Source organism: Paenibacillus azoreducens, assembly GCF_021654775.1.
In the GTDB taxonomy this organism is placed as follows: domain Bacteria; phylum Bacillota; class Bacilli; order Paenibacillales; family Paenibacillaceae; genus Paenibacillus_AQ; species Paenibacillus_AQ azoreducens.
On the sequence record NZ_AP025343.1, the window covers coordinates 3,829,687 to 3,850,683 of the forward strand.

The window sequence follows — 20,997 nt, forward strand, 5'->3', positions numbered from 1 at the left end:
AGACGATAAGCAATATCAAAACGAACGGTACTTTTCGCAGGTCGATCACTTCCTATGCGTAGAAATTTGGGCTTCTTTTTTCGCATACCGCGGCAAAATTTTCATTTCGTATTTTTCATAAAAATTCAACCCTGCATTCAACCAGTTGGATACTGTTTGGGACCGGTTCACAAGCATGTGAACGACTGCCGCCACGATGACCCCGATCAAGGCTCCACCAAGAATGTCGGTCGGGTAGTGCACACCTGTCCATACTCTTGAAAATGCAATTAAAGCCGCCATAATCAACCACGCTATGCCTTCCTTCTTCCGGTACAAGGCAAAAGAGGCGGCAATCGCGAAAGCCCCAATGGCATGATCGCTGGGAAATGAAGCGTTAGCCGCGTGCTGAATCAGTTGAATGACTGCGTGTGAAACAAAAGGACGGTCCCGGTAAAAAAGATGACCAAGCAGCCAGCTGACAGCAAGTCCACCACAAACCGATATAACGGACTGTATAACCATTTTTCGGTTATTTTCATTTCTTACAAACCAATAAATCAAAAACCCTGCAAAAAACAGATAAAAAGCATCCTCTGCGAAAAAACGCATGAACGGATTTAAAAATGAAGCGGATCTTCCCCATTCGTTGATGGCATGAAATAGTTGATAGTCGATTTGGTCAATACTCATTTTCATTCTTTCTCCTTCTGAAGATTCTAAGCCGGCCTGAGCAGGCCAGGTATGTTTACCTTACAGCATCAAAATGAGAAATTTATGAGAATTGCCTCTAAACATTTTTTTATTTCTACTGCGCGGCCGGAAGCGTGAGCGTAACCCGCGTGCCTTCATTTTCAACACTGGTCATCTTAATTTTCCCATGATAATACTCAATAAGATTTTTGGCGATCGACAGACCTAAGCCTGTTCCTTCGATTTCACGATTTCGGGCTTTATCCACACGGTAAAAGCGGTCAAATACATATTGCAGCTCTGCAGGGGGAATGCCGATGCCGTGATCCTGTACGGATATATAGACTTCATTCTGTTTCACGCGTGAAGTGATATTGATCAGCTTGCTGTCACCTGAATACTTGACTGCGTTTTCGATCACAATGAACACGATTTGCTCCAAATGGAGCGGATTGATTTTGACCAAGCTTCCCTTTTGCTCCAAGGTCAGTTCAAACGAAAATTCCGGATACAGCGTCTCCACCCGGCTTTTAATCTTGGCAAGAAAAGCATCGATCTGGATATATTCGATATGATCGGTTAATGAAGAAGTTTCCGCACGTGTTAAAGCAAGCAGACCTTGTACGAGACCTTTTAACCGGCGAACCTCCAGCAGTGATGCAGTAAGAGACTCTTCAAGTACGGCAGGGTTGTCTTTTCCCCAGCGGTTCAATAAATTTAAATGGCCCTCCAAAATCGTAATTGGAGTCCGCAGTTCATGCGACGCATCGTCTACGAATTGTTTTTGCTGCCGGAAGGACACCTCAAGTTGATCCATCAGCTCGTTGAACAAGCTGGCAAGTTCCGATATTTCGTCTCTGTTTTCAATATTGGCAACCCGTTCTTGAAGGCCTTTTTGTTTTACATTTTGAATGGTGCCTGCAAGGGCCTTAACCGGACGCAGAAATTGCTTGGCGATCGCCCATCCGCTTAAAGCACTGATGCAGACGGCTAAAAACCCTCCAATAACCATGACCCAAAGCAGGGTATCGTTAAAATGGTCGAAAGTCTCCAGATTTATCGCAATTTCGATGGTCCCATGTTCGGCTTGCAGCGCGAAAGGGCCTCTGTATACCAGGATATGATCTTCACCGTGCCATACATCTTTCAAAATTTTTCCCGCAGTTGGGACCGGTGTAATCCAGCTCGGATCAAAGTGGTTCGTGACAAGAAGCAGTTCTTTCCCCTTCGGGTCGATCATGCGGATCATCTGGTCTTTGCCGAGTATATCTCTCATATAAGATTTGGTCTCAGGGAGCATCAAGGTTTTTGCCGCATCGGATTTATCATTCAAATAAGCCTGGACCTGGGTCATCATGGTATGGAGCGTGTCTTGCTCCTGTTTCATCATCCATTGCTTCAGCACGAGGTATTGGGCAAAGTTGTACGTAGCAAACACAAGGAAAATGAGAAGCGTTGCTCCAATCATCAGCTTCCATATAACCGGCAGGCGCCTTAACAAATAAGTTATTCGCTTCATTATCGCATCACGTATCCCATGCCGCGGATGGTTTGAATAATGCTTTCTTCACCTGGCATATCAAGTTTATTGCGCAAGTATCTCACATAAACATCAACCACGTTCGTCTCTACCTGCGAGTCATAACCCCACACTAAATCCAATAACATGTCTCTGGTTTGTACCAGGTTCGGATGCTTCATGAACACCGCCAAAAGATCGAATTCGCGTTTGGTCAGATCTATGACGTTACCGCCGCGGGTTGCTATTCTTGCATCGAGGTCAATCGTTATTTCTTTGAATGTCAATACCTTATGCTCCTGATGTGCTTTAAGATCCATTCGCCGGAATAACGCCCGCATACGTGCAAGGAGTTCCTCAATGTCAAATGGTTTAGCGATATAGTCGTCCGCTCCATTATCCAACCCCGATACCCGATCCTCCAATCGGTCTCTGGCCGTCAACATGATCACGGGCGTGCTTTTTACCGTGCGGAGTCTGCGGCATACGTCAACCCCGTTGATTTTTGGAAGCATAATATCCAGCAATATCAAATCCCAGTCTTCAGACAAAGCCATCTGCAGACCGTTGTTTCCATCATAAGCCGCTTTCACAAAAAAATTCTCATGCTCAAGCTCTAGCTGTATGAAGCGCACCAAACTTTTTTCATCATCTATAATAAGAATCCGTTTCATTTTCTCCTCCTCTAACAATAATGATGCCTGGATACCATTCTAGAGGAAATCCATGAGAAATTGATGAGAAATCCTTTCCGCTCTTTATGGTACCCGAGAAATGCATCGTGATGTATTATTCCAAAGATTAATATTATATAAAATAACCCCGCAAAGAGTATCGGAAAGAATTCCGACGACTCTCGAAGAGAGGCGCTTTTGCGGAGCAAAAGTACTGAGTGACGTGCAGCCTTTGAAGCTTATTCCGATTACTTTACGGGGACCCCGGAAGTTTATACTGGCATGATTGTCTGGATTGTCTGAAATGTCAAAAAAAGCAGAACCTCGTTCGAGGCTCTGCCCTTATACAGATATTCTTCGTCTCATTCGTTCTCTGAATCCGATCTTCCGAAAGTTCTCCCGTGTTTCGAAACATGATTATGTTTTTTCACGTGAGAGACCTTGGTTGTTTGAGGCCATTTGTCTGTGGCCTGCGAATCCGCGGCAAACTGTGCATCTGTAGACTGTATATCCGCGGACTGCTTATCTGCAAACTGCGAATCAGTAGACTGCGCATTCGCCGACTGCGATACTGCGCGAGCTTGTACATTGCCAGGAATGACGCGGCGTGCGGTCATGAAACCTCGGTCCCAAGCGCTTCCCGCAAAGTTGGAAATCGTAACGCCAATGCCGACACGATAGGTATGCAGCAATTGACCATTACCGATATAGATGCTGACATGATTAATAACGCCATCATGATTCGTATCCGAAAAAACCAAATCTCCCGGCTGCAGTTGATTTTTGGAAACCGGCGTCCCTACGGTGGATTGTTGTCTCGAAGACCGCGGAAGATGGATGCCGCTTTGTTTGAATACATATTGGGTAAACGAAGAACAATCGAACTCATCTGTCCGCCCCGATGAAGCTCCGAAATGATAAGGAACGCCCATAAATTGTTTGCCTGTCGCTATAATATTGTCCGCAATGGAACTGTTGGACGAAACTGAAGCAGCATGAACCTGCTGTGCAGGAAGCAGCGCGCTTCCGGAGAAAGCAATGGAGAGACAAAGACCGACTCCGGTCAATACTTTGACGACTCGGTTTTTTTTGATGTTGTTCGTGTTGTTATTCATAAAGTCCTCCCTGAAGTAAAATTAAGGCGTGTCCCTATGAGCCTAACTATTAAAATCGAAAACGAAATGAGAGAGCGAGGGACACGCCGCCCTACACAGACAGTTATAAACGACGAAAATGAAAATTCAATGAGAAAAATTAAAAAATTGTAACTTGTTATAATTTGGATGAAAAAAAAGCCCGCAATTCATGCGGACTTTTAAAACATATATACTGCCTTTTATCAAATTAATTAGATAAGGCAAATACTCGCTTGATTTCTTTTGCTACTTCATTCATTAAATCTTCTGCTTGCGGATACAGACCGATTTTATCCATAAAAGCATGGTCTGTACCATTATACCGAATAAGCTTCGTAGGGACACCGCAGCGAGCAAGCTTCGCCGCATAAGCTTCACATTCTACAGCCAAATAATCATATTCGGCGATCGCAATCAGCGTTGGCGGCATGCCGTTTAGCTTAACCGATAAAAGCGGGGAGACATGAGGATCTCTAATATCCACATTATTTTGTAGGTAAAGCTGAAAAAGGAGATCTCCGCTTTCACCAAGCGCTGAAATCATTGGAGTGATTAGCTCTGCATGGTTGCGAATCTCATATTGGTCAAGACTCCAATTGAAATCCTCTGTTTGAACGCGGGCCATATTCACTGTCGGATAAATAAGCGCCTGAAACTTAATCATCCCTGTTCCCTTCTCATGATCCATGAGCGCGCAAACCGTAGAAAAATTGCCGCCTGCACTATCTCCAGATACGGCAATTTGCTCTGGATTGACTCTAATTTCTTCGGCATGTTTATAGACCCATGTCACGGCATCAAAGCAATCGGTCAGCCCTGCCGGGAACGGATGCTCAGGCGCTAAACGGTAATCAACGGAAACGACAACGGCGCCTGCCTTTTCTGCCAAGGCTTTGCATGGATTTTCCACAACATCGACACTTCCGCCGATGAATCCTCCGCCATGGATGAAGACAACCGCCGGAAGTATTCCTTCTTTCATAGGGGTATAGATCCGAAGAGGAATAGAACCATTCGTCCCCTCAATCGTCTTATATGTGGTTTCAACTTTGCTTTTCGTAACATCTTCATTATTCCAACCCATCATCGCCCGCATTCCCATTACAAAACCGGTCATATCTGTTGGATCTGGCGGTTGTATTTCCAACGAAGCCATTTTTTCCGCTGTCTGCAAAGTTACTTGAAGAACCCGAGGATCCAATTCACCGATCGCATTCGAATCTGGAATCGGCTTGACGATAAAATCGAATCCGCTCTTTTTTGTAGCAGGGATCTCCTCGCTCAGTTTTGATACCAGATTTTCGTAGGAAGTTGTATCATTCATCTAATTTCGTCTCCTTTTGACGTAAAACATCCCGTCTCATACGAATTAATAAAGCCACCTCGTTAAGAAAGCGATTACAATATATTATAGGAAAAACACCCGGCTTTGGAGAGACATAAATTTATCGAATGATATGGCAATATTTATGCCTTTTATATAGAGAGGTCATTTATCTCAGTAAAAGTGGTTAATTTTTGACATATGCATCATGTTCAAACTTATCATACGATTGATGGGGTTTAAAAGAATACAAAAAAGCAGCGCAGGGATTTCTCCCTGGCCGCTAAATTAATCCCGTCTTTCTGCAGCAGATTGTAGCAGGGAGCTCATCTGATCCACTAATTCCGTCTCACGGTTCCCAGCTTTATAAGCTTATAAGATCCATCCGTTGTTCCGATCAGCAACGCCTCCCCGTTTTGCAGTGGCTGTACAACATCCCCGGAATTATAATTGCCCCGATTGATGATCTTGGTCCAATCCGAGTCCCCGTTTTCGCGGATACCCCATACCAATTGCCGTGCCACGGTGCCGTGCCAATCCTCGTTTACCTTTCCGGTAGCGATAAAACCGCCATCGGAAGTTGGTTGGATATCGTTCAGCATACTTCTGTCAAAAGCAGAGTCGAGTACGCGAATCCACTTCTGCGAACCGCTTCGATCCACAGAAAGCAGACGGCTGTCGTTCGGGTTCGGATGATTGTAATATCCGGCCGCGACGACGCTTCCATCAATTCCTTCTGCGGTAGACATCACCCCAACACTTTGGGAGTCTTCAGCCGGGGATAAGGACTGCTGCCATTCCACATGTCCAGAACTATCAAACTTCGCAAGAAAAACATGCTCGCTCTCTTCATTCTGGCAACTCACTCCAGATACAACAAATCCTCCATCCGATGTGATTAGAATAGAATGAATCCGGTCAAAGACAACACCTTGCAGATCGTCTTCATGAACCACCTCTCCAGTGGATGAAAATTGAATCCAATGCAGCACATGGGCATTAGATTGACTGCTTGGCTTATCAACCACGGCCGCATAGCTTCCGTCTTTCAATTGATTCACTGAAGTAATGTAACCGCCTTCTAGCTGAAGCGTATACTCCCACTGCTTTTCTCCTTTGCCATTAACCTTTAAAATCTGCGTGCCGCCACCCGCAATGTAACCTTTGTCTTGGGTATGATGAAACTCCGAAATAGATTCGAGCTTCCGCCTCGGGAAAGCGATATCGGTTTTAATCTGGCCGTAAGCGCCAATGGTTTTGATAATGACTTGATCATCTTGAAGTGCTGCATAAGAAATACGATTTTCCCCATGTTCAAATACTGACTCATGCTTCGCATCCAGGTCCTTGTAGAACAGCATTTCCGGAGGTTTTACGGCAGACGACTCTGCGTTTACGTTACCTCCCGTCGTTATACACCAAGTACATGCGGTTGCCACTAGCAACCATTTTCGGATGTCATACTTTAACTTCGATTGACTCTTTGCTTTAAACATCAATGATCAGCTCCTTGGTCTGGTTTATGGGACAAGATCCATTATGGATGGCAACCCCCACTGCCAACAAGTGGCAAAAGGCCAAGTCTTCATCCATGACAAACAGACCAAAGAGACGGGCAAATCTAGCTAAACGATATAAGAAAAACGTCTATCGACGTATTTTCATAGAAGACAGACCGCGTTTAGAGATAGTTTTTCTTGCGATTATAGAATTGTTCAGCTTCGCTGAAAATTTATAAATTCTATAATCTTAAAAAAACGGAGCGAAACCGGGATTGAAATTCGCTGCAAAAGAAAAAAAGGCAACTCCGTTGAAAGCGAGTTACCCTTACTCTATTTAGTTAGGGACCTACTGATAGTACTTCTAGGGCAGCATCCTTTTTAATTTTTCCAGATTATTTTATATATACATGACTTACTAATGAATCGGCAATCACATGGGTCGGTATGATAAATTCAAGCACGCTCATATAACCTGGCGCAACTTCGTATTTATCGAAGGAAATGACAAGTTTGCCATCATTGTTAATATAAAAGGATTGATCTTTAGCAATGCTTTCTTGTCAATCGTCTCGTATTTAAATGTTGTTAAGGATGAAGCAACCGTATTTACGACTTATCTGCCAATGGCCGGAATCTGATCATTATGGAATCGAATAAAGGAAATCATTGACAATACAAAAATGAAGTGGTAATATCTACAATACTTTTTTTAACAATGTAATCTTGAAATAGAAAAAAGGGAGGGTGAAAAAATGTCCGCTCAGCAGCATTATTCAGTCAAAGTATATCCTTATAGCTCTGACTGGTCTATGGAATTTGAGAAGGAGAAAGAGCGATTGCTTGAAATACTGGCCTCATACGTTGTTACCATTGAACATACTGGCAGTACTTCCATACCCAATCAAGACGCTAAGCCCATTATCGATATTTTCGCTGCAGTTCATACATTGCTTGATGAACAGACCTATGGGAACTTGCTCAGCAATTCAGGCTATCGTTATATTGAAACTGGCATGACCGGGCGACACTTCTTTGTAAAGGAACATGCAGGAGCACGTACGCATCATTTGCATATATTTCCGCTTGATGGATTTTACGAAAGAAATGAACTGCTATTTCGCGATTACCTTCGGGCCCATCCCGATTTCGTAAAGGAGTATGGGGAACTAAAACGGTCGTTGGCTGAACAATATCATTCAGACCCTGACGGTTATACGCGGGGAAAAACTGCCTTTATCCAGCGTGTTGTTGACTTGGCTCGAACAGAGCATGGGCTTCCTCTTCAAAACGTATGGGAAGATTAGTTCACCGTCTTTCCAATACTGCGCCGGTTGATGGCCCCATACTACTGAAAAAACGGCTGAAGCCAATGGCTTCAACCGTTTTTTTCTTTCAACAACCCTTTGTACGGGTCTTAGAAAACCTTCGTGGTCCACGATTCGCAGTTCCAAACTTCGGTTGCGATATCGCTGTAAAATTCCGGTTCATGCGAGATCATCAAAATGCTGCCCTTGTACGCTTTCAGTGCCCGCTTGAGCTCGTCTTTCGCATCGACGTCCAAATGGTTCGTCGGTTCGTCAAGGACCAGCAAATTAGTTTCATTGTTGATCAGCTTGCACAGGCGAACTTTGGCTTTCTCGCCGCCGCTCAGCACTGCGATCTTGCTCTCGATATGCTTGGTAGTCAGTCCGCATTTGGCCAACGCCGCGCGCACCTCGAACTGCGTGAACGAAGGGAAGCTTTCCCAAATTTCCTCGATGCAAGTGTTGTAATTGCCCTCTTTCATCTCCTGTTCGAAATAGCCGATTTCCAGGTTGTAGCCGCGCTCGACGGAACCCGAGATTGGAGTTATTTCACCCAGAATGCTTCGCAACAGCGTCGTTTTACCGATACCGTTCGCACCGACGAGGGCAATTTTTTGGCCGCGCTCCATCTGCAGGTCAAGAGGTCTGGAAAGCGGGCTGTCGTATCCGATGACGAGTCCCTTCGTTTCGAAAATCATTTTGCCGGAAGCCTTGGCCTCCTTGAAATTAAACTGCGGTTTCGGCTTTTCCTTCGCCAGCTCGATGACTTCCATTTTGTCGAGTTTTTTCTGTCTGGACATCGCCATGTTGCGCGTAGCTACGCTGGCTTTATTGCGGGCAACGAAGTCCTTCAGGTCCGCGATCTCCTGCTGCTGCCGGTTATAAGCCGCTTCCAGCTGCTGCTTCTTCATTTCGTATACCTGCTGGAACTGGTCGTAGTCGCCGACATACCGCGTCAGCTGTTGGTTCTCCATGTGATAGATCAAATTGATAACGCTGTTCAGGAAGGGAATATCATGCGAAATAAGGATGAACGCATTTTCGTACTCCTGCAAATAGCGTTTCAGCCATTCAATATGCTGCTCGTCCAAATAGTTGGTTGGCTCGTCAAGCAGCAGAATATCCGGTTTTTCCAGCAGCAGCTTCGCCAGCAAAATTTTCGTGCGCTGACCGCCGCTCAAATCGTTAACGTCCCGGTCAAGACCGATGTCGGTTATGCCGAGCCCGCGGGCCGTTTCCTGCACCTTGGCATCGATCATGTAAAAATCCTGGTTCGTCAGCGTATCCTGGATGGTTCCGACTTCCTCCAGCAGCTTTTCCAGCTCTTCCGGGCCGACTTCGCCCATTTTGTTGTACATGTCGTTCATTTCCTGCTCAAGATCGAACAAATATTGGAACGCGCTGCGAAGCACGTCCTGAATCGTCATGCCTTTCGTCAGAACCGCATGCTGGTCAAGATAGCCGACGCGTACGCGCTTGGACCACTCCACTTTGCCTTCGTCGGGCTGCAGCTTGTTCGTAATGATGTTCATGAAGGTGGATTTGCCTTCGCCGTTGGCGCCGATCAATCCGATATGCTCGCCTTTTAATAGCCGAAAAGATACATCCTTGAAGATGGCGCGATCGCCGAAACCATGACTCAAATTTTCAACGTTTAATATGCTCATCGATAGACACCTTTTTCTTATATAATCGACCTATTATAAGCATGTTGAAGTCATGATTTCAATACAAAGACGTCAAATTTCATGTTAATTTTACGTTTCGTCCCAAATAAACCATATTAAAAAAAGCTCCCTTTGTCGTGGAAAGCTTTTTTTGTGAACTACGAAAGGAACACCTTTTTATTCTATCTCTATACGGAAACCTTCAATTTCGTCTTCCGCTTCTTTAAAAAGCTGCAGCAACTGTCCGCTGTATTCTCCAAGCTTCTTATCGCTTTCTTGGACATGCACCCAACGGATCGTAAGCGGCATTTCGACCCACCCGGTCAGGCAATCCCATAAAGCGTCCAAATTGTTGCCGTAATGGTCGGGCAGTTCCAGAGCTTCTTTCAAAACAGCGTGCAGTTGAGCTCTATTGTCTATTTTCTTGCCATCCAAAATAATATTTCGCATGTTCCGTTCCTCCGATACATCACTTTATTTGTTGAAACGTTTCATAATGGTCTTCCGTCTTGTATATCAAACCGTCATTGGAAAATAGGATTCGGTCTTTCCCCCGACGGCCGGATTTGTAATTGATATCCGCTTCGTACCATATCCTTCCCTTTTTAACAGGCAGCTTTTTTTCGCGATTTCGGAAAATATCGCCGCCGATGCTTTTGCCGGGCGCTACTTTATCAAGATTACCCTTCTGCGGGTCCCAACCGAGTTGTTTCGCTTCATCTTTCGTAATGAAATTATCCGGTAATTTTTGATGGGTCTTTATGTAGTCTGCGACACTTTCGAACGTAGTTAAGCCTTCTGATTTCGCCTGTTTCTCTTGTAATCCGCATCCGGTCAGAAGCAATAAACAGCTTAACAATACAAACAACACGTACTTCAAAGCTTTCAAATGTTTCATCCTCACTTCTATTTTGATAATTTGTCCCCGTTTGTTTACGCATTTAATGGCTTAAAGTTTCATCGGCTGCCATCTGATTATCATTTACACATATCAGGCTTTTCGGGATTCGGAGATAAGGTATCTTTGCTAATTAGGCATTAGAATATTAAATCCCCTTTATGGCAAAAGTAATAAATACCATTAGCCGAATCGAGGTTCGAAATGATCAATAATAATTGCAATTCTTCCTCATTAAAAGAACATTTGGAAAGACGGCTTGAAGACATCTCTTCATTGGCAAAACATAATATTGAACTATTAAGGAATGAAAATGTATGCCTCGTACAGCAGTTCGAAAGTATGAGGAACGTTATGACAGATATCATCACAACGGCGGCGTCTTACTATTTGAAATGTTATTTATCTCCTTACACATCTAAATACGAGGATTTGACTATATGTATACGAAACTTATCCGAACGCAAGCATGGCGCGCTAATCGTCGTGGAACGAAAGGATCCGCTTGAACTTCTCATTCGATCCAACATTCCGATTGGCGGAACTTTATCCCACTCCCTGATCGAATCGATATTTTTTCCGGGAAATCCGCTGCATGACGGCGCTGTTCTGATTCGCTCCGAAACGGTTGTGTCTGCCGCAAATGTTCTTCCCTTATCCGACATTAATGTTTCTGACAGAAAATTGGGAACGAGACACCGTGCAGCGATCGGCCTGACCGAACAATGTGATGCCCTTGTCCTTGTTGTATCTGAGGAAACGGGTCAAGCATCGTTTGCCATAAGCGGGGCCTTGCATCCAATTAATGTTGTCGCTCCCTGAAGTGTCAGGGCATCCTCATGAGGATGTGAAGGGCAGACCTTCCGGCTTGACGAAAAAAATCGAAACCTATAATCAGAAGATTAAAGGTTTCGATTTTTTGGGAAGTTGCTCATAGCATCAATTTCATCAAATAATTTATTTTCGAAAAACGGATTAAATTCCATACCGGTCAATTGATGTTCTAACGGCTCATAATGAAGAATGCTAAGACTGTCGGAATGGATTTTTATAGTTTTGATTATACCATTCTCTACGTTTAGAAGGGCTTGAATAATGCCGAAAGATGCTCTTTTCTCCAGTATCACATCGTACTTTGGACTCTCGCCATATACCCATTTAGGATCTTTGTATTGATGCAGATTCGTAGGCGTATAATGTATGCTATGATATTTTAAAGGCTCGGAAGTAACCCCATAGGCTTCTTCAAAATAGACCTTTAACAAATATGACAATTTGTCCACTGAAAAGGAAGGATTGAGTTTTTTTAAATTAACGACTCTGCTCTTCACGGAAGTGATCCCTTTCGCCTGCATTTTTAGCTTGGAAGGTTTCAGCACATTTTCCAATTGACCTAAATCCACATCCACCATTAATGTCCCATGATGGAACTCGTGACCATCCTCCGCATAAAATGCATGTCCGGAAAACTTTTGGCCCTGTATCGTCAAATCATTCCTGCCGGAAAGTTCAACCGTAACACCCCCCAAAGCTTCAACCGCTTTTTTAATGACATTCAGCTGCTTGTCCAAGTTTTTACGGCTCTCATGATAAATGAAGGTGAAATTCAGATTTCCCAAGTCATGATAAACCGCGCCTCCGCCTGAGATACGTCTTGCCAAGCGAACGCCGCTTGCCGTCAATTGCGAGACATCACATTCAAGATAGGGATTCTGATTTCTGCCGATGACGACGGTTTTTTCATTTTGCCACAGATACAGAATAACCTCATCCGGGCGGACGCCTCTCAGCAAATCTTCTTCTAAAGCCAAATTATAGTAAGGATCTCGCTCTTCAGAAACAACAATCCTATTCATCGAAATGCAAAGCCCCTATGCTTAGGCCCAAAACAGCCTCATGAATCACTTCGCCCGTTGTCGGGTGAGCAAAAATGGTATGCGTAATTTCTTTTTCGCTTATATTGGAGTTGATCATTACCGTCAATGTGCTGATCAAGGCAGAAGCTTCCGGACCTATGATCGAGGCGCCAATCATCTTGCCGCTGTCCAGGTCTTTGACCAATTTGATGAACCCTCTTCCTTCTCTCATCGTTAATGCTTTGCCATTGGCCTGGAAAGGGAATTTGCTCACCTGAATGTTTTTCTCCAGGAGTCTGGCTTGGTCTTCATTTAATCCGACCGCAGCAATTTCAGGCGAAGTAAAGATAACGTTCGGTACCATCCCGTAATCGACATGAGCGTCAATGCCCAAAATATGATCCACGGCTGCTATCCCTTCGTGAGAAGCCACATGTGCCAGTTGAATCCGGTTGGTGACGTCCCCAATGGCGTAAATATGATCGACGGAAGTTTGCAGATGTTCATTTACAGCAATTCCATTCCCGTTGTCATTTAGCTTAACGTCCGTGTTCTCAATGTCCAGCCCATCCAGATTCGGCGTTCTGCCGATCGCCACCAAAACCTTCTCACTCGTGATAAACTTTTCCAAGCCATCTTGTTCAAAAATAACAATCGCTTTCCCCGCTTGGTCTTGCTCAATTCTTGTCACCTTGGCTCCCGTATATACACCGATCCCTCGTTCAGCGGCAATATGAGCAATCTCTTCCGAGACGTCCTTGTCTACCATCGTCAGCAGCCTGTCGCAGAACTCCAGTACATTGACCTGTATTCCGAAATTGGAGTATAGGAAGGCAAACTCCATACCGATCACGCCGCCGCCAATAATCGTGACTGAACTTATATTTTCTTTGTATGCTAGAGCAGAAGTGCTGTTCAAAACAAAATCATGATCGATCCCCGGCAAATGGATGTCAGAGATTTTGGAGCCTGTAGCAATCAATGTGTTGTTAGCTTCAATGGTGTATTCATCTTTTCCGCTCTTGACGAGAACCTGGTTATCGCTTAGGAAAGAAGCCGTTCCCTTGATGACCCGAATGTCATTTTTACTGAGAAGGTATTCGATTCCCGATACCAGTGTGCCTTTGATTTCATCTTTTTTATCAATCACCTTGGCCATATCCAGTTCCAATTGTTTGACGGCTAGTCCGAAATCATCGGCATGCATCATTTGATGAAAAACCTCGGACGATTTAATCAAGGCTTTGGTCGGGATACAGCCTACATTCAGGCAAGTTCCGCCCATGGAGTCCTTTTCCACAAGCACGGTTTGGATTCCTTTTTTGGCTGCGTAGAGGGCAGCGACATATCCTCCCGGGCCCGCGCCGATAATGAGCAACTCGGCTTGCATCTCCTCCTTCTTCCCGCGCAGAAGCCCGCCGAAATAGTCCAACTTCGGTTTGGGCTGTGCAGATTTACTAGAAGATTCTTGATTGGCCTCATCCGCAGTCACTTCGAACAAGCTCTGTCCGAGTTCAATTTCCTGGCCTTCCTCGACCAGCACTTTATCGATTGTGCATTTATATTTAGATAATAAAGGCGAATTCCCTTTCTTGCTTTCCATCTGCAGTAAAGTTTGTCCAACTTCTACCTGATCTCCTTCGGCAACATTGAGCTTACCGATTTTCGTTTTCTTGTCATGCCCTGTCAGCTGCTCCAGCTTAATAATCATCATGTTTTCCTCCGGTTATACGTTGTACGGTGCATTTTGAAAAAAAGCAACCTCCTGCACCAGTCAGAAGGTTGCCGCGATTAGGATTATTTAAAGTCCTTTTCAAACTCATCGATGGCATCCTTAAGCAAGGTTACGGAATAAGCCATGCTAGGTCCGCCGCCAAATGCAACGGCAATCATAGCCGCTTCGATAATCTGTTCACGGGTTGCACCTGCTTCCAGAGCTTTATAGACATGGAAAACAATGCAATATTCACAGCGGTTGTATGCAGCGATCCCGACACTGATCAACTCTTTCGTCTTTGTATCCAGGGCGCCATCCGCATAGTTGGTTCCAAGCAAATTCATAAATGCATTGACGCTCTCCGGATGTGTTCCGGACAATTCATGCAGGCCGCCTGTAAAATCATTCAACATTTGTCTAACGTCTTTCTTCATTTGAACCAGCTCCTTATTTTGTGAATTGATTCACTTATGTTCTATTAATACTTTACACTGCATTGGTTGCTATGTAAAGTATTAATTAAAAAAAAGCCACTCCTCCTAAATATGCCCGCTTTTATTAACCTTATTTTGTTAAATTCGAGACCATTTTTTCTAATACATTTTTGAAAATTTCCAACTCTGCCGGAGAAATGTCTTTCGTAGCATCCTCATGAAAATCTTGCCCTAAAGGTAACAGCTCAGATCTTAATTGCTCTCCCTTTGGGGTTAAGCTAATTCTAATAATTCTGCGATCCGACGTATCTCTTGTTCTTACGCATAAATCATCTTTTTCCATCCGTTCCAGCAGTCTGGCTATGGAGGATTCGTTAGCATTCATCTTTTGAGCCAATTCTTTCTGAGAGATATTCTTTTCTTGGCCAATAAAAAACAAGGCAATCCATTTGACTCTCGTTATATTATTTTCTCTTAATCGCGCGTTAAATGCGTCTGATATTTTTTTGGAAGCTGTATTTGTAATGAATCCGATGCAATCTTTTAGATTAAACACAGGTGACATCCCTTTCTATTGTTTCAGGTTAATTATTTCATTCTGGCCATACTAACTATAACATATAATTTCTCTACAGATATTTTTGAAGTCCCTGCAGATAGATTCGTCATAACCTTTCTTTTCGAAAAACTGATGAGATCTCTTTAGTGTTTATATGAAACGCCCAATCACTCCCTTTCATCCACACATATATTGTGAATATCTAATAAGGGGAGATGATATTGTGGCACGTATTCTCGATAAAGCTGCCGTTCAGCCGCGGCGCAGGTTTAATCCAGCAAATTCATTTACGATCCGACGCTCGCCGGGAAGATCCCTCCTAGCAACTATTCGATTAAGAATACCTGCTGTAAATGCCCAACCTAATAGAGTTGAATTGGTTGCAACAATTGGCGTTCGAGGAGTTACCGGTATTGCTCAAATTCTCTTTAGAATCTTCCGGGACGGAATCGAAATATTTAACACGCAGCAGGGTATTGAATCAGCCGGCTCCGAGCAAAACTATGCTGTCACATTCCAGGCGATCGATAAAAATGTAAGACCAGGTACTCATGTTTACACCGTAACCGCAGAAAATGTAACCGCGAATACCCGAGCTGATGTGGTTGGTCCGATTTCTTTTAGCGGGCTGGCCGTTAAAACAGGGGTTTAAGGTTCAAACTTTGTACGTTGGCCGTATGTCATTTTAACCAGGAAAGTGCAAATGATTCATCCGGATCGTCTTCAAGGAGATCATTTGCACGTTCAATTATTTGTCTTCGGTTTCGTGAATGAAATAAAATTATAGCCCCGAATACTGACGTCATAAATTGGAGTATGGACCGAATTCCGTCTTCTTGCGCTTGAGAACCGCTACCCCGTATGCTGAAAGCTCAATAGATTGATGGACTCCTTCATCGCTCAGTACATATGTGTACTTATGCCCATCCAGCTGAACTGTTTGTAGACGGTCGGTAAAATTGAGCAGGAATACGAAATCCTGCACGCCATCTGTTCGAAGTTGCGCCGTTACACCCTGTGGCAGCTCCGTATCAAGAACTCGCGGGATTCCTATCACACTTGGTACGGGACCAAAGATGAACATGACCTGGCGCGGAAATGAGAAATATTTCCTAGTCCTCGGTCCGAATCAATCTGAAGCCATAAATTGTCTTTCCTCGAGGATTGCAATGATTTGAACCACTCGCTGTTTTCGATGCTGCGGGCGGAAAGAATATAATAATCCCGCTTGGTAATCGGTTTCGACATGTCATCGCCGGGAATTTCGTATATCTTTGTGTTTGTCGTGTAGAGTGCCAGGCGAATGTTATTCCCGAATAATAACAGCGGCGCTTTCATTTGCGGAACAATTTCATCCCTTGTTTTAAGCATAATGTTCAAAGGCTCCCCTTGGATCTGAAGGGCGTCTTGAAAAGAAATGCTGGTGAACAATGTGTTGGACATTCGCTGAATTTCATCCATTTGGTATTTCATGTTGTTTTTTGTTTGCTCAAGAGCGGTCCGAATATTGGTTTCGGCCATTTCGGTCCTTGATTTGATGAGCATCGTGTAGGAAATATAACCGATTACCACATCCGTTAGCAAGACCAGAATCAAATAGGGAATCATCATCTTGTATGTGTATGGAATATACAGCTTGCCAGATACTTTGCTCATCCGTTCCACCTAGGCTTTCTGTTTTTCGAGAAATGGAGTTAAAAAGAAACCGGATCTCCGAAACGACATCACTAATGTTAGAGTTGTTTCGACAACCGAAAATGAATTCCTCCTATCTATATTGACTCGATTACAAACAAAATCTAAAATGAAAACAAATTAAATTTCATGCCGGATGTCCAATCGCCCCATTGAATAGCTGTCGCTCATTGAATTGAAACCGATTACATAGGAGGAGTCAGACTATGCTGCAGATTTGTCATCACACTGAAGGAGTTTCAAAAGCTGAGGTTTCGCCAAACACATCGCTTCTAACACTATACCCTGTTGAAGGCAAGGATCAAGAAGCACTTCCCTTCGTATTGGTTCTGCCTGGCGGCGGATACTATCTGCTTGCTCCGCATGAAGGTGAACCTATTGCCCGCTGGTTCAATGAGCTGGGCATTCATGCGGGCGTTCTTCATTATCAACTTGACCATATTACGCCTTCGGCCTTGATTCGGGATGTCGAGGATGCAATTCTTTGGATTCGGGAGACTCCTCATGAGTGGAAGGTAAACCCGCAGCAAGTCGGCATGATCGGATTCTCGGCTGGAGGCCATCTTGCTTCCATCGCTGCCGTTACGGGTACCGTTAAACCGGATCTTCTGCTCCTCGGCTACCCGGTGATTACATTCGAGGAGCCTTTTGCGCATCAGGGAAGCCGTGAGCGTTTCCTGGGCGATAACCCAGGGCCTGATCAAATACAGGCCTTTTCATCCAACCGTCAGGCAAACTCAAGCAGCCCGCCGACCTTTATCTGGACTACCTCCGATGATGCCGTTGTTCCTGTGGAGAACAGCCTGCTGTTTGCAGGCGCGTTATCCAAGGCAGGCATTCCTTTTGAACTGCATGTATTTGAGGAAGGCCCTCATGGTCTGGGCATGTCCGAAGGGAACTCGCTATGCCGGCAATGGCTCGGATGCTGCGCCAATTGGCTCCGGCAGCATCATTTTGTAAAGGAGGACTTTTAAAAATATTATCATCGCAGCATTCAAAATCCCCAGTCAGGCATAACGCCTGACTGGGGATTAACTGATTACGATAATTTATATATTTAAGACTGCTCCGGGTTCTAGCGAAAACATACTCCGATGCCCCTCCTCAATCAATCGGGCAATCACGCGGTCGGTTTCAGGTTTTGGAGCATGAACCAGCACTGTATTCCGGCTGGAAACCTCTTGCAGCATAAGCCTTACATCATTGATCCCCTGATGGATTTTGTACCCCATCTGTACCACTTCGCAGTATGACTCTTCCGTCTCTCCCTTTAGCAGGCGTCGGGCAAAAGTACCTTCACTCGCATGGCCCGTAATAACAATAGCATTGTCCGTTGAAGAAGAGAGACGTTCTGCATACCAACGGGCGCGGGGGGACTCCATCATACCATCCGTAGTAAAGATGATTAACGGGTCCTTTCCCTGCAGCAGGCGAAGGCGCTCATCCTGGCTGCTCGGAACATGGACATGCGGGGAATTCATGGCTTCTTCGATATAATGAAGAGCCTCCGGCCGGACCCAGTCCTGCCAGTCAGCGATCTGATGAAGACCATCAAGGATCTCCTGTTCGACAAGTATATGTTGCCCAGGAAATATATTTATCGCCCATATCAGCAGCTCCTGCCCCCTGCCGAAAGCAGGAACCGGCAGCAGTACATGGCCCCCTCGCTCCCCTACACCATGAATGAACCGTCTAAGCGCATTCAGCTTTTGATCCTGCGATTCCTCGTCCGTGCCGTACGCATTATCTATAATAGATAAAGATGTTTCTTGCAATAACGGATGATTATCGGATGGATGGTGGAAGTTAGAATCTCCAGGTAAATCCACGGCTAGTAGCGCAGATTCACGGCTGAAGTCCCCCGAGTAGAATAGATGATTATCTCCCATTTGCAACCGCAGCCAGACCGAACCGAGCATATGGCCGCTCCGCCCCCACTGCAGCTTCATTCCTTCCTTCAGTTGAAGCCAGCCGCCTGGCTCCACCTCTTCCTCCAGAATACGGAAACGCATGGCTGAAATATGGGCGAGATCATAAGGCAGATCACCGCCTCGACCCGCTACATATTTACGCCAATTGGCAAAATACAGTTCAAGCTGCAATACCGTCGGTCTTGTTGTCCATATTTCCCCTTGATAACCATGCTTGTAGAGCAAAGGCAAGGCCATGGAATGATCCTCATGCGCATGCGACAGGAATACAGCCGTCAGCTGGGGAATTAGATCTTCCTGAAGCAAGGGATACTCTCCCGTCCCCTCTTTCTTTACACCGCAGTCGAACATGATCCGATGCTGATCTCCTGTCAATACATAACAAGAACGGCCATGCTCGCCGGCACCGCCCCATACTTTTAATTCCATCATGAAGCATTACGCTTTCTTTTGGAGCCCAGGACTTCCAGCAGTATGAGCAAAATGGTTGTTAATCCAACCGAGATCACGGCCATCGCCATGCCGAGCGATACTTGTCCTTGCTCGAACTGGGCATAGATATACGTCGCAGAGGTTTGTACGGACGGGGGCATAATCAGCAGGGAACCGACAAGCTCACGCGATGCAATCGTAAAAGTCATCATCCATCCGGCCAGCATTCCCGGAACGATTAGCGGCAGCAGTACTCTGCGGAAAATGTAACCCGGTTTTGCGCCAAACACCTGACCGGCCTGAAACAGTGAAGGATCAATTTGGGTAAAGGCGCTTTTGACGTACTGTACCGTATAAGGAACAAATAATACGACATAGGTGAGAATGACCATGCCATAGGTGTTATACAGCGGAATCGGAATCCATGGCGAATTCCATAGCAGGATCAAACCTACGACGAGTACTATTCCCGGCACCGTATTAGGCAGCAGACTGAACAGATCAATCGTCCGCTGCAGACGGGTTCTGGACCGCTCAATCAAGACGGCGAACCAAGTGCCAAGGAACACCGCAATAGTGGAAGCGGCCAAAGACAGCCAGAGACTGTTCATCAAAGCTTTCATGCTTGGTGAATTCCAGCTCAGCAGCTCTCTATAGAAATCGAGCGTAAAGTTGTTCCATGCCAGCCCAATTCCCCGCAGTTTCATTGTGGAAGCCGCCACAATGGAGAAGTAAGGGATACCGATCGATACGAGCAGAAGCAGAAACACGTAAATCCCCGCCGACCATTGCAACCAGTTGCTGCTGCGCATGGAAGAACGGCGCACGCCTTTTCCCCCGACCAGGCCATAAGTATATTTGCGGTTCACCAAGGATTGGGCGTACCAAACCAGGAGACAAGTAGTCAGAAGCACCGACGCCAGTGAAGTTGCTTTGCCAAAATCGATCGGCCAGCTGGAAATATATTTGTGAATTTCAGATGTCATGACCTCGTAACCGATACGTTTGCCGAACGTAACTGGCGTTCCGAATTCTGCAATGGTTTTGACAAAGACGAGCATCGCCCCCATGCCAAAGGCCGATAGCAGCAGCGGGGCAACGATCCGGCGAAAGCGGTATAAAAACGGTGCTCCCATCACTGCAGCCGCTTCTTCCATATTCCCGCCGATTCTCTCCAGCGCCCCTCGCAGCAGCAAATACAGGAAGGGAAATAGATGCAGGCTCATAATCGCAACCATCCCGCCAAAGGAAAAAAAAGCTCCCCCGAGCCCGGCGAGACCCGGAGCCAGCTGCTCCAGGTAGCCGTTTTTTTGCATGAATAGAATCCAGCCCATCGAACCGATGTAAGGTGGCGTCATGAAGGGAATCAGGAACACGATCTCAAGCCACCGCCACTGTCCCAGTCTGGTATTTACCATCACCCAAGCAAGCGGCAGGGCAAGCACTGTCGTTCCCAAAATGACACACACACCTAGCCAGATCGAGGCTGTCAGCACACTCACCATATCGGAATCTGCCAGAGTGCGGAATGGGGCTGACCACTGCAGCTGCCCATTCCGGTATACGCTTTGGATGAAGATTTCGGCCAAAGGCACAACGATGAGAAGGATCAGGACCAGGAGCGCAAGTACCATCGACCAGATTTTGAATTGTCGTTGTTGTAAAAAATATTTCATG

Annotated in this window: 21 protein-coding genes and 1 pseudogene; 4 read left to right on the plus strand and 18 right to left on the minus strand. The window is 45.3% G+C overall.

Annotation, left to right across the window (positions count from 1 at the left end):
* Positions 1-45: 45 nt before the first annotated feature.
* From L6442_RS16825 to L6442_RS16855, 7 genes and pseudogenes are all read right to left on the minus strand, one after another.
* Positions 46-672 carry an undecaprenyl-diphosphatase gene (locus L6442_RS16825; protein WP_212979318.1) on the minus strand — a complete coding sequence of 209 codons (627 nt, stop codon included), beginning with the start codon at positions 670-672 and terminating at the stop codon, positions 46-48.
* Between the two features lie 115 nt (positions 673-787).
* Positions 788-2,191 carry a HAMP domain-containing sensor histidine kinase gene (locus L6442_RS16830; protein ID WP_212979319.1) on the minus strand — a complete coding sequence of 468 codons (1,404 nt, stop codon included), beginning with the start codon at positions 2,189-2,191 and terminating at the stop codon, positions 788-790.
* On the minus strand, positions 2,191-2,865 hold the full coding sequence (locus tag L6442_RS16835) for a response regulator transcription factor (protein WP_212979320.1): 675 nt from the start codon (positions 2,863-2,865) through the stop codon (positions 2,191-2,193). Before L6442_RS16835 ends, L6442_RS16830 begins: the two co-directional genes overlap by 1 nt.
* A 362-nt stretch (positions 2,866-3,227) precedes the next feature.
* The gene (locus L6442_RS16840; RefSeq protein ID WP_212979321.1) at positions 3,228-3,980 is read right to left on the minus strand and encodes a C40 family peptidase; all 753 of its coding nucleotides are present in this window, start codon (positions 3,978-3,980) and stop codon (positions 3,228-3,230) included.
* 229 nt (positions 3,981-4,209) lie between these two features.
* Positions 4,210-5,325: an alpha/beta hydrolase gene (locus L6442_RS16845; RefSeq protein WP_212979322.1), complete on the minus strand. Its 1,116-nt coding sequence runs from the start codon at positions 5,323-5,325 to the stop codon at positions 4,210-4,212.
* Between the two features lie 338 nt (positions 5,326-5,663).
* On the minus strand, positions 5,664-6,821 hold the full coding sequence (locus L6442_RS16850; RefSeq protein ID WP_212979323.1) for a hypothetical protein: 1,158 nt from the start codon (positions 6,819-6,821) through the stop codon (positions 5,664-5,666).
* A 398-nt stretch (positions 6,822-7,219) separates the two neighbouring features.
* Positions 7,220-7,384, minus strand: a pseudogene (locus L6442_RS16855) (RsiV family protein); the annotation flags it as partial.
* Positions 7,385-7,579: 195 nt separating this feature from the next.
* On the opposite strand from L6442_RS16855, the gene L6442_RS16860 reads away from it, so the two are divergent.
* Entirely contained in the window at positions 7,580-8,131 is a 552-nt protein-coding gene (locus tag L6442_RS16860; RefSeq protein ID WP_212979324.1) for a GrpB family protein, read from the plus strand.
* Positions 8,132-8,241: 110 nt separating this feature from the next.
* Here L6442_RS16860 and L6442_RS16865 read toward each other — a convergent pair whose 3' ends face one another.
* From L6442_RS16865 to L6442_RS16875, 3 genes are all read right to left on the minus strand, one after another.
* A complete protein-coding gene (locus L6442_RS16865) occupies positions 8,242-9,798 on the minus strand; it encodes an ABC-F family ATP-binding cassette domain-containing protein (RefSeq protein ID WP_212979325.1) in 1,557 nt (518 codons plus the stop codon).
* 177 nt (positions 9,799-9,975) lie between these two features.
* Entirely contained in the window at positions 9,976-10,248 is a 273-nt protein-coding gene (locus L6442_RS16870; RefSeq protein WP_194232434.1) for a barstar family protein, read from the minus strand.
* A 19-nt stretch (positions 10,249-10,267) separates the two neighbouring features.
* Positions 10,268-10,696, minus strand: a complete 429-nt coding sequence (locus L6442_RS16875) for a ribonuclease domain-containing protein (protein WP_212979326.1) — start codon at positions 10,694-10,696, stop codon at positions 10,268-10,270.
* Positions 10,697-10,900: 204 nt separating this feature from the next.
* Here L6442_RS16875 and cdaS point away from each other — a divergent pair, with 204 nt between their 5' ends.
* Entirely contained in the window at positions 10,901-11,518 is a 618-nt protein-coding gene (gene cdaS, locus L6442_RS16880; protein ID WP_212979327.1) for a sporulation-specific diadenylate cyclase CdaS, read from the plus strand.
* Positions 11,519-11,598: 80 nt separating this feature from the next.
* Here cdaS and L6442_RS16885 read toward each other — a convergent pair whose 3' ends face one another.
* From L6442_RS16885 to L6442_RS16900, 4 genes are all read right to left on the minus strand, one after another.
* Positions 11,599-12,552: a lipoate--protein ligase gene (locus tag L6442_RS16885; RefSeq protein ID WP_212979328.1), complete on the minus strand. Its 954-nt coding sequence runs from the start codon at positions 12,550-12,552 to the stop codon at positions 11,599-11,601.
* Positions 12,545-14,266, minus strand: a complete 1,722-nt coding sequence (lpdA, locus tag L6442_RS16890; RefSeq protein ID WP_212979329.1) for a dihydrolipoyl dehydrogenase — start codon at positions 14,264-14,266, stop codon at positions 12,545-12,547. Before lpdA ends, L6442_RS16885 begins: the two co-directional genes overlap by 8 nt.
* Positions 14,267-14,349: 83 nt before the next feature.
* Positions 14,350-14,703 carry a carboxymuconolactone decarboxylase family protein gene (locus L6442_RS16895; protein WP_212979330.1) on the minus strand — a complete coding sequence of 118 codons (354 nt, stop codon included), beginning with the start codon at positions 14,701-14,703 and terminating at the stop codon, positions 14,350-14,352.
* A 130-nt stretch (positions 14,704-14,833) separates the two neighbouring features.
* A complete protein-coding gene (locus tag L6442_RS16900; protein ID WP_212979331.1) occupies positions 14,834-15,259 on the minus strand; it encodes a MarR family winged helix-turn-helix transcriptional regulator in 426 nt (141 codons plus the stop codon).
* A 226-nt stretch (positions 15,260-15,485) separates the two neighbouring features.
* Here L6442_RS16900 and L6442_RS16905 point away from each other — a divergent pair, with 226 nt between their 5' ends.
* Complete coding sequence (locus L6442_RS16905) at positions 15,486-15,914, plus strand: exosporium protein C (protein WP_212979332.1); 429 nt, start codon at positions 15,486-15,488, stop codon at positions 15,912-15,914.
* Between the two features lie 150 nt (positions 15,915-16,064).
* Here L6442_RS16905 and L6442_RS16910 read toward each other — a convergent pair whose 3' ends face one another.
* On the minus strand, positions 16,065-16,346 hold the full coding sequence (locus L6442_RS16910) for a Beta-galactosidase C-terminal domain (RefSeq protein ID WP_237099954.1): 282 nt from the start codon (positions 16,344-16,346) through the stop codon (positions 16,065-16,067).
* The gene (locus L6442_RS16915) at positions 16,316-16,918 is read right to left on the minus strand and encodes a hypothetical protein (protein WP_212979334.1); all 603 of its coding nucleotides are present in this window, start codon (positions 16,916-16,918) and stop codon (positions 16,316-16,318) included. The genes L6442_RS16910 and L6442_RS16915 overlap by 31 nt, the downstream gene beginning before the upstream one ends.
* A 245-nt stretch (positions 16,919-17,163) precedes the next feature.
* Between L6442_RS16915 and L6442_RS16920 the strand changes: the two genes are divergently transcribed.
* Positions 17,164-17,931 (plus strand): alpha/beta hydrolase, encoded by a 768-nt coding sequence (locus L6442_RS16920; RefSeq protein WP_212979335.1) that lies wholly within the window; start codon positions 17,164-17,166, stop codon positions 17,929-17,931.
* 75 nt (positions 17,932-18,006) lie between these two features.
* Here the strand turns inward: L6442_RS16920 and L6442_RS16925 are convergent, their stop codons facing one another.
* The gene (locus tag L6442_RS16925) at positions 18,007-19,320 is read right to left on the minus strand and encodes an MBL fold metallo-hydrolase (protein WP_306436690.1); all 1,314 of its coding nucleotides are present in this window, start codon (positions 19,318-19,320) and stop codon (positions 18,007-18,009) included.
* Positions 19,317-20,996 carry an ABC transporter permease gene (locus tag L6442_RS16930; RefSeq protein ID WP_212979336.1) on the minus strand — a complete coding sequence of 560 codons (1,680 nt, stop codon included), beginning with the start codon at positions 20,994-20,996 and terminating at the stop codon, positions 19,317-19,319. The genes L6442_RS16925 and L6442_RS16930 overlap by 4 nt, the downstream gene beginning before the upstream one ends.
* Position 20,997: the final 1 nt, after the last annotated feature.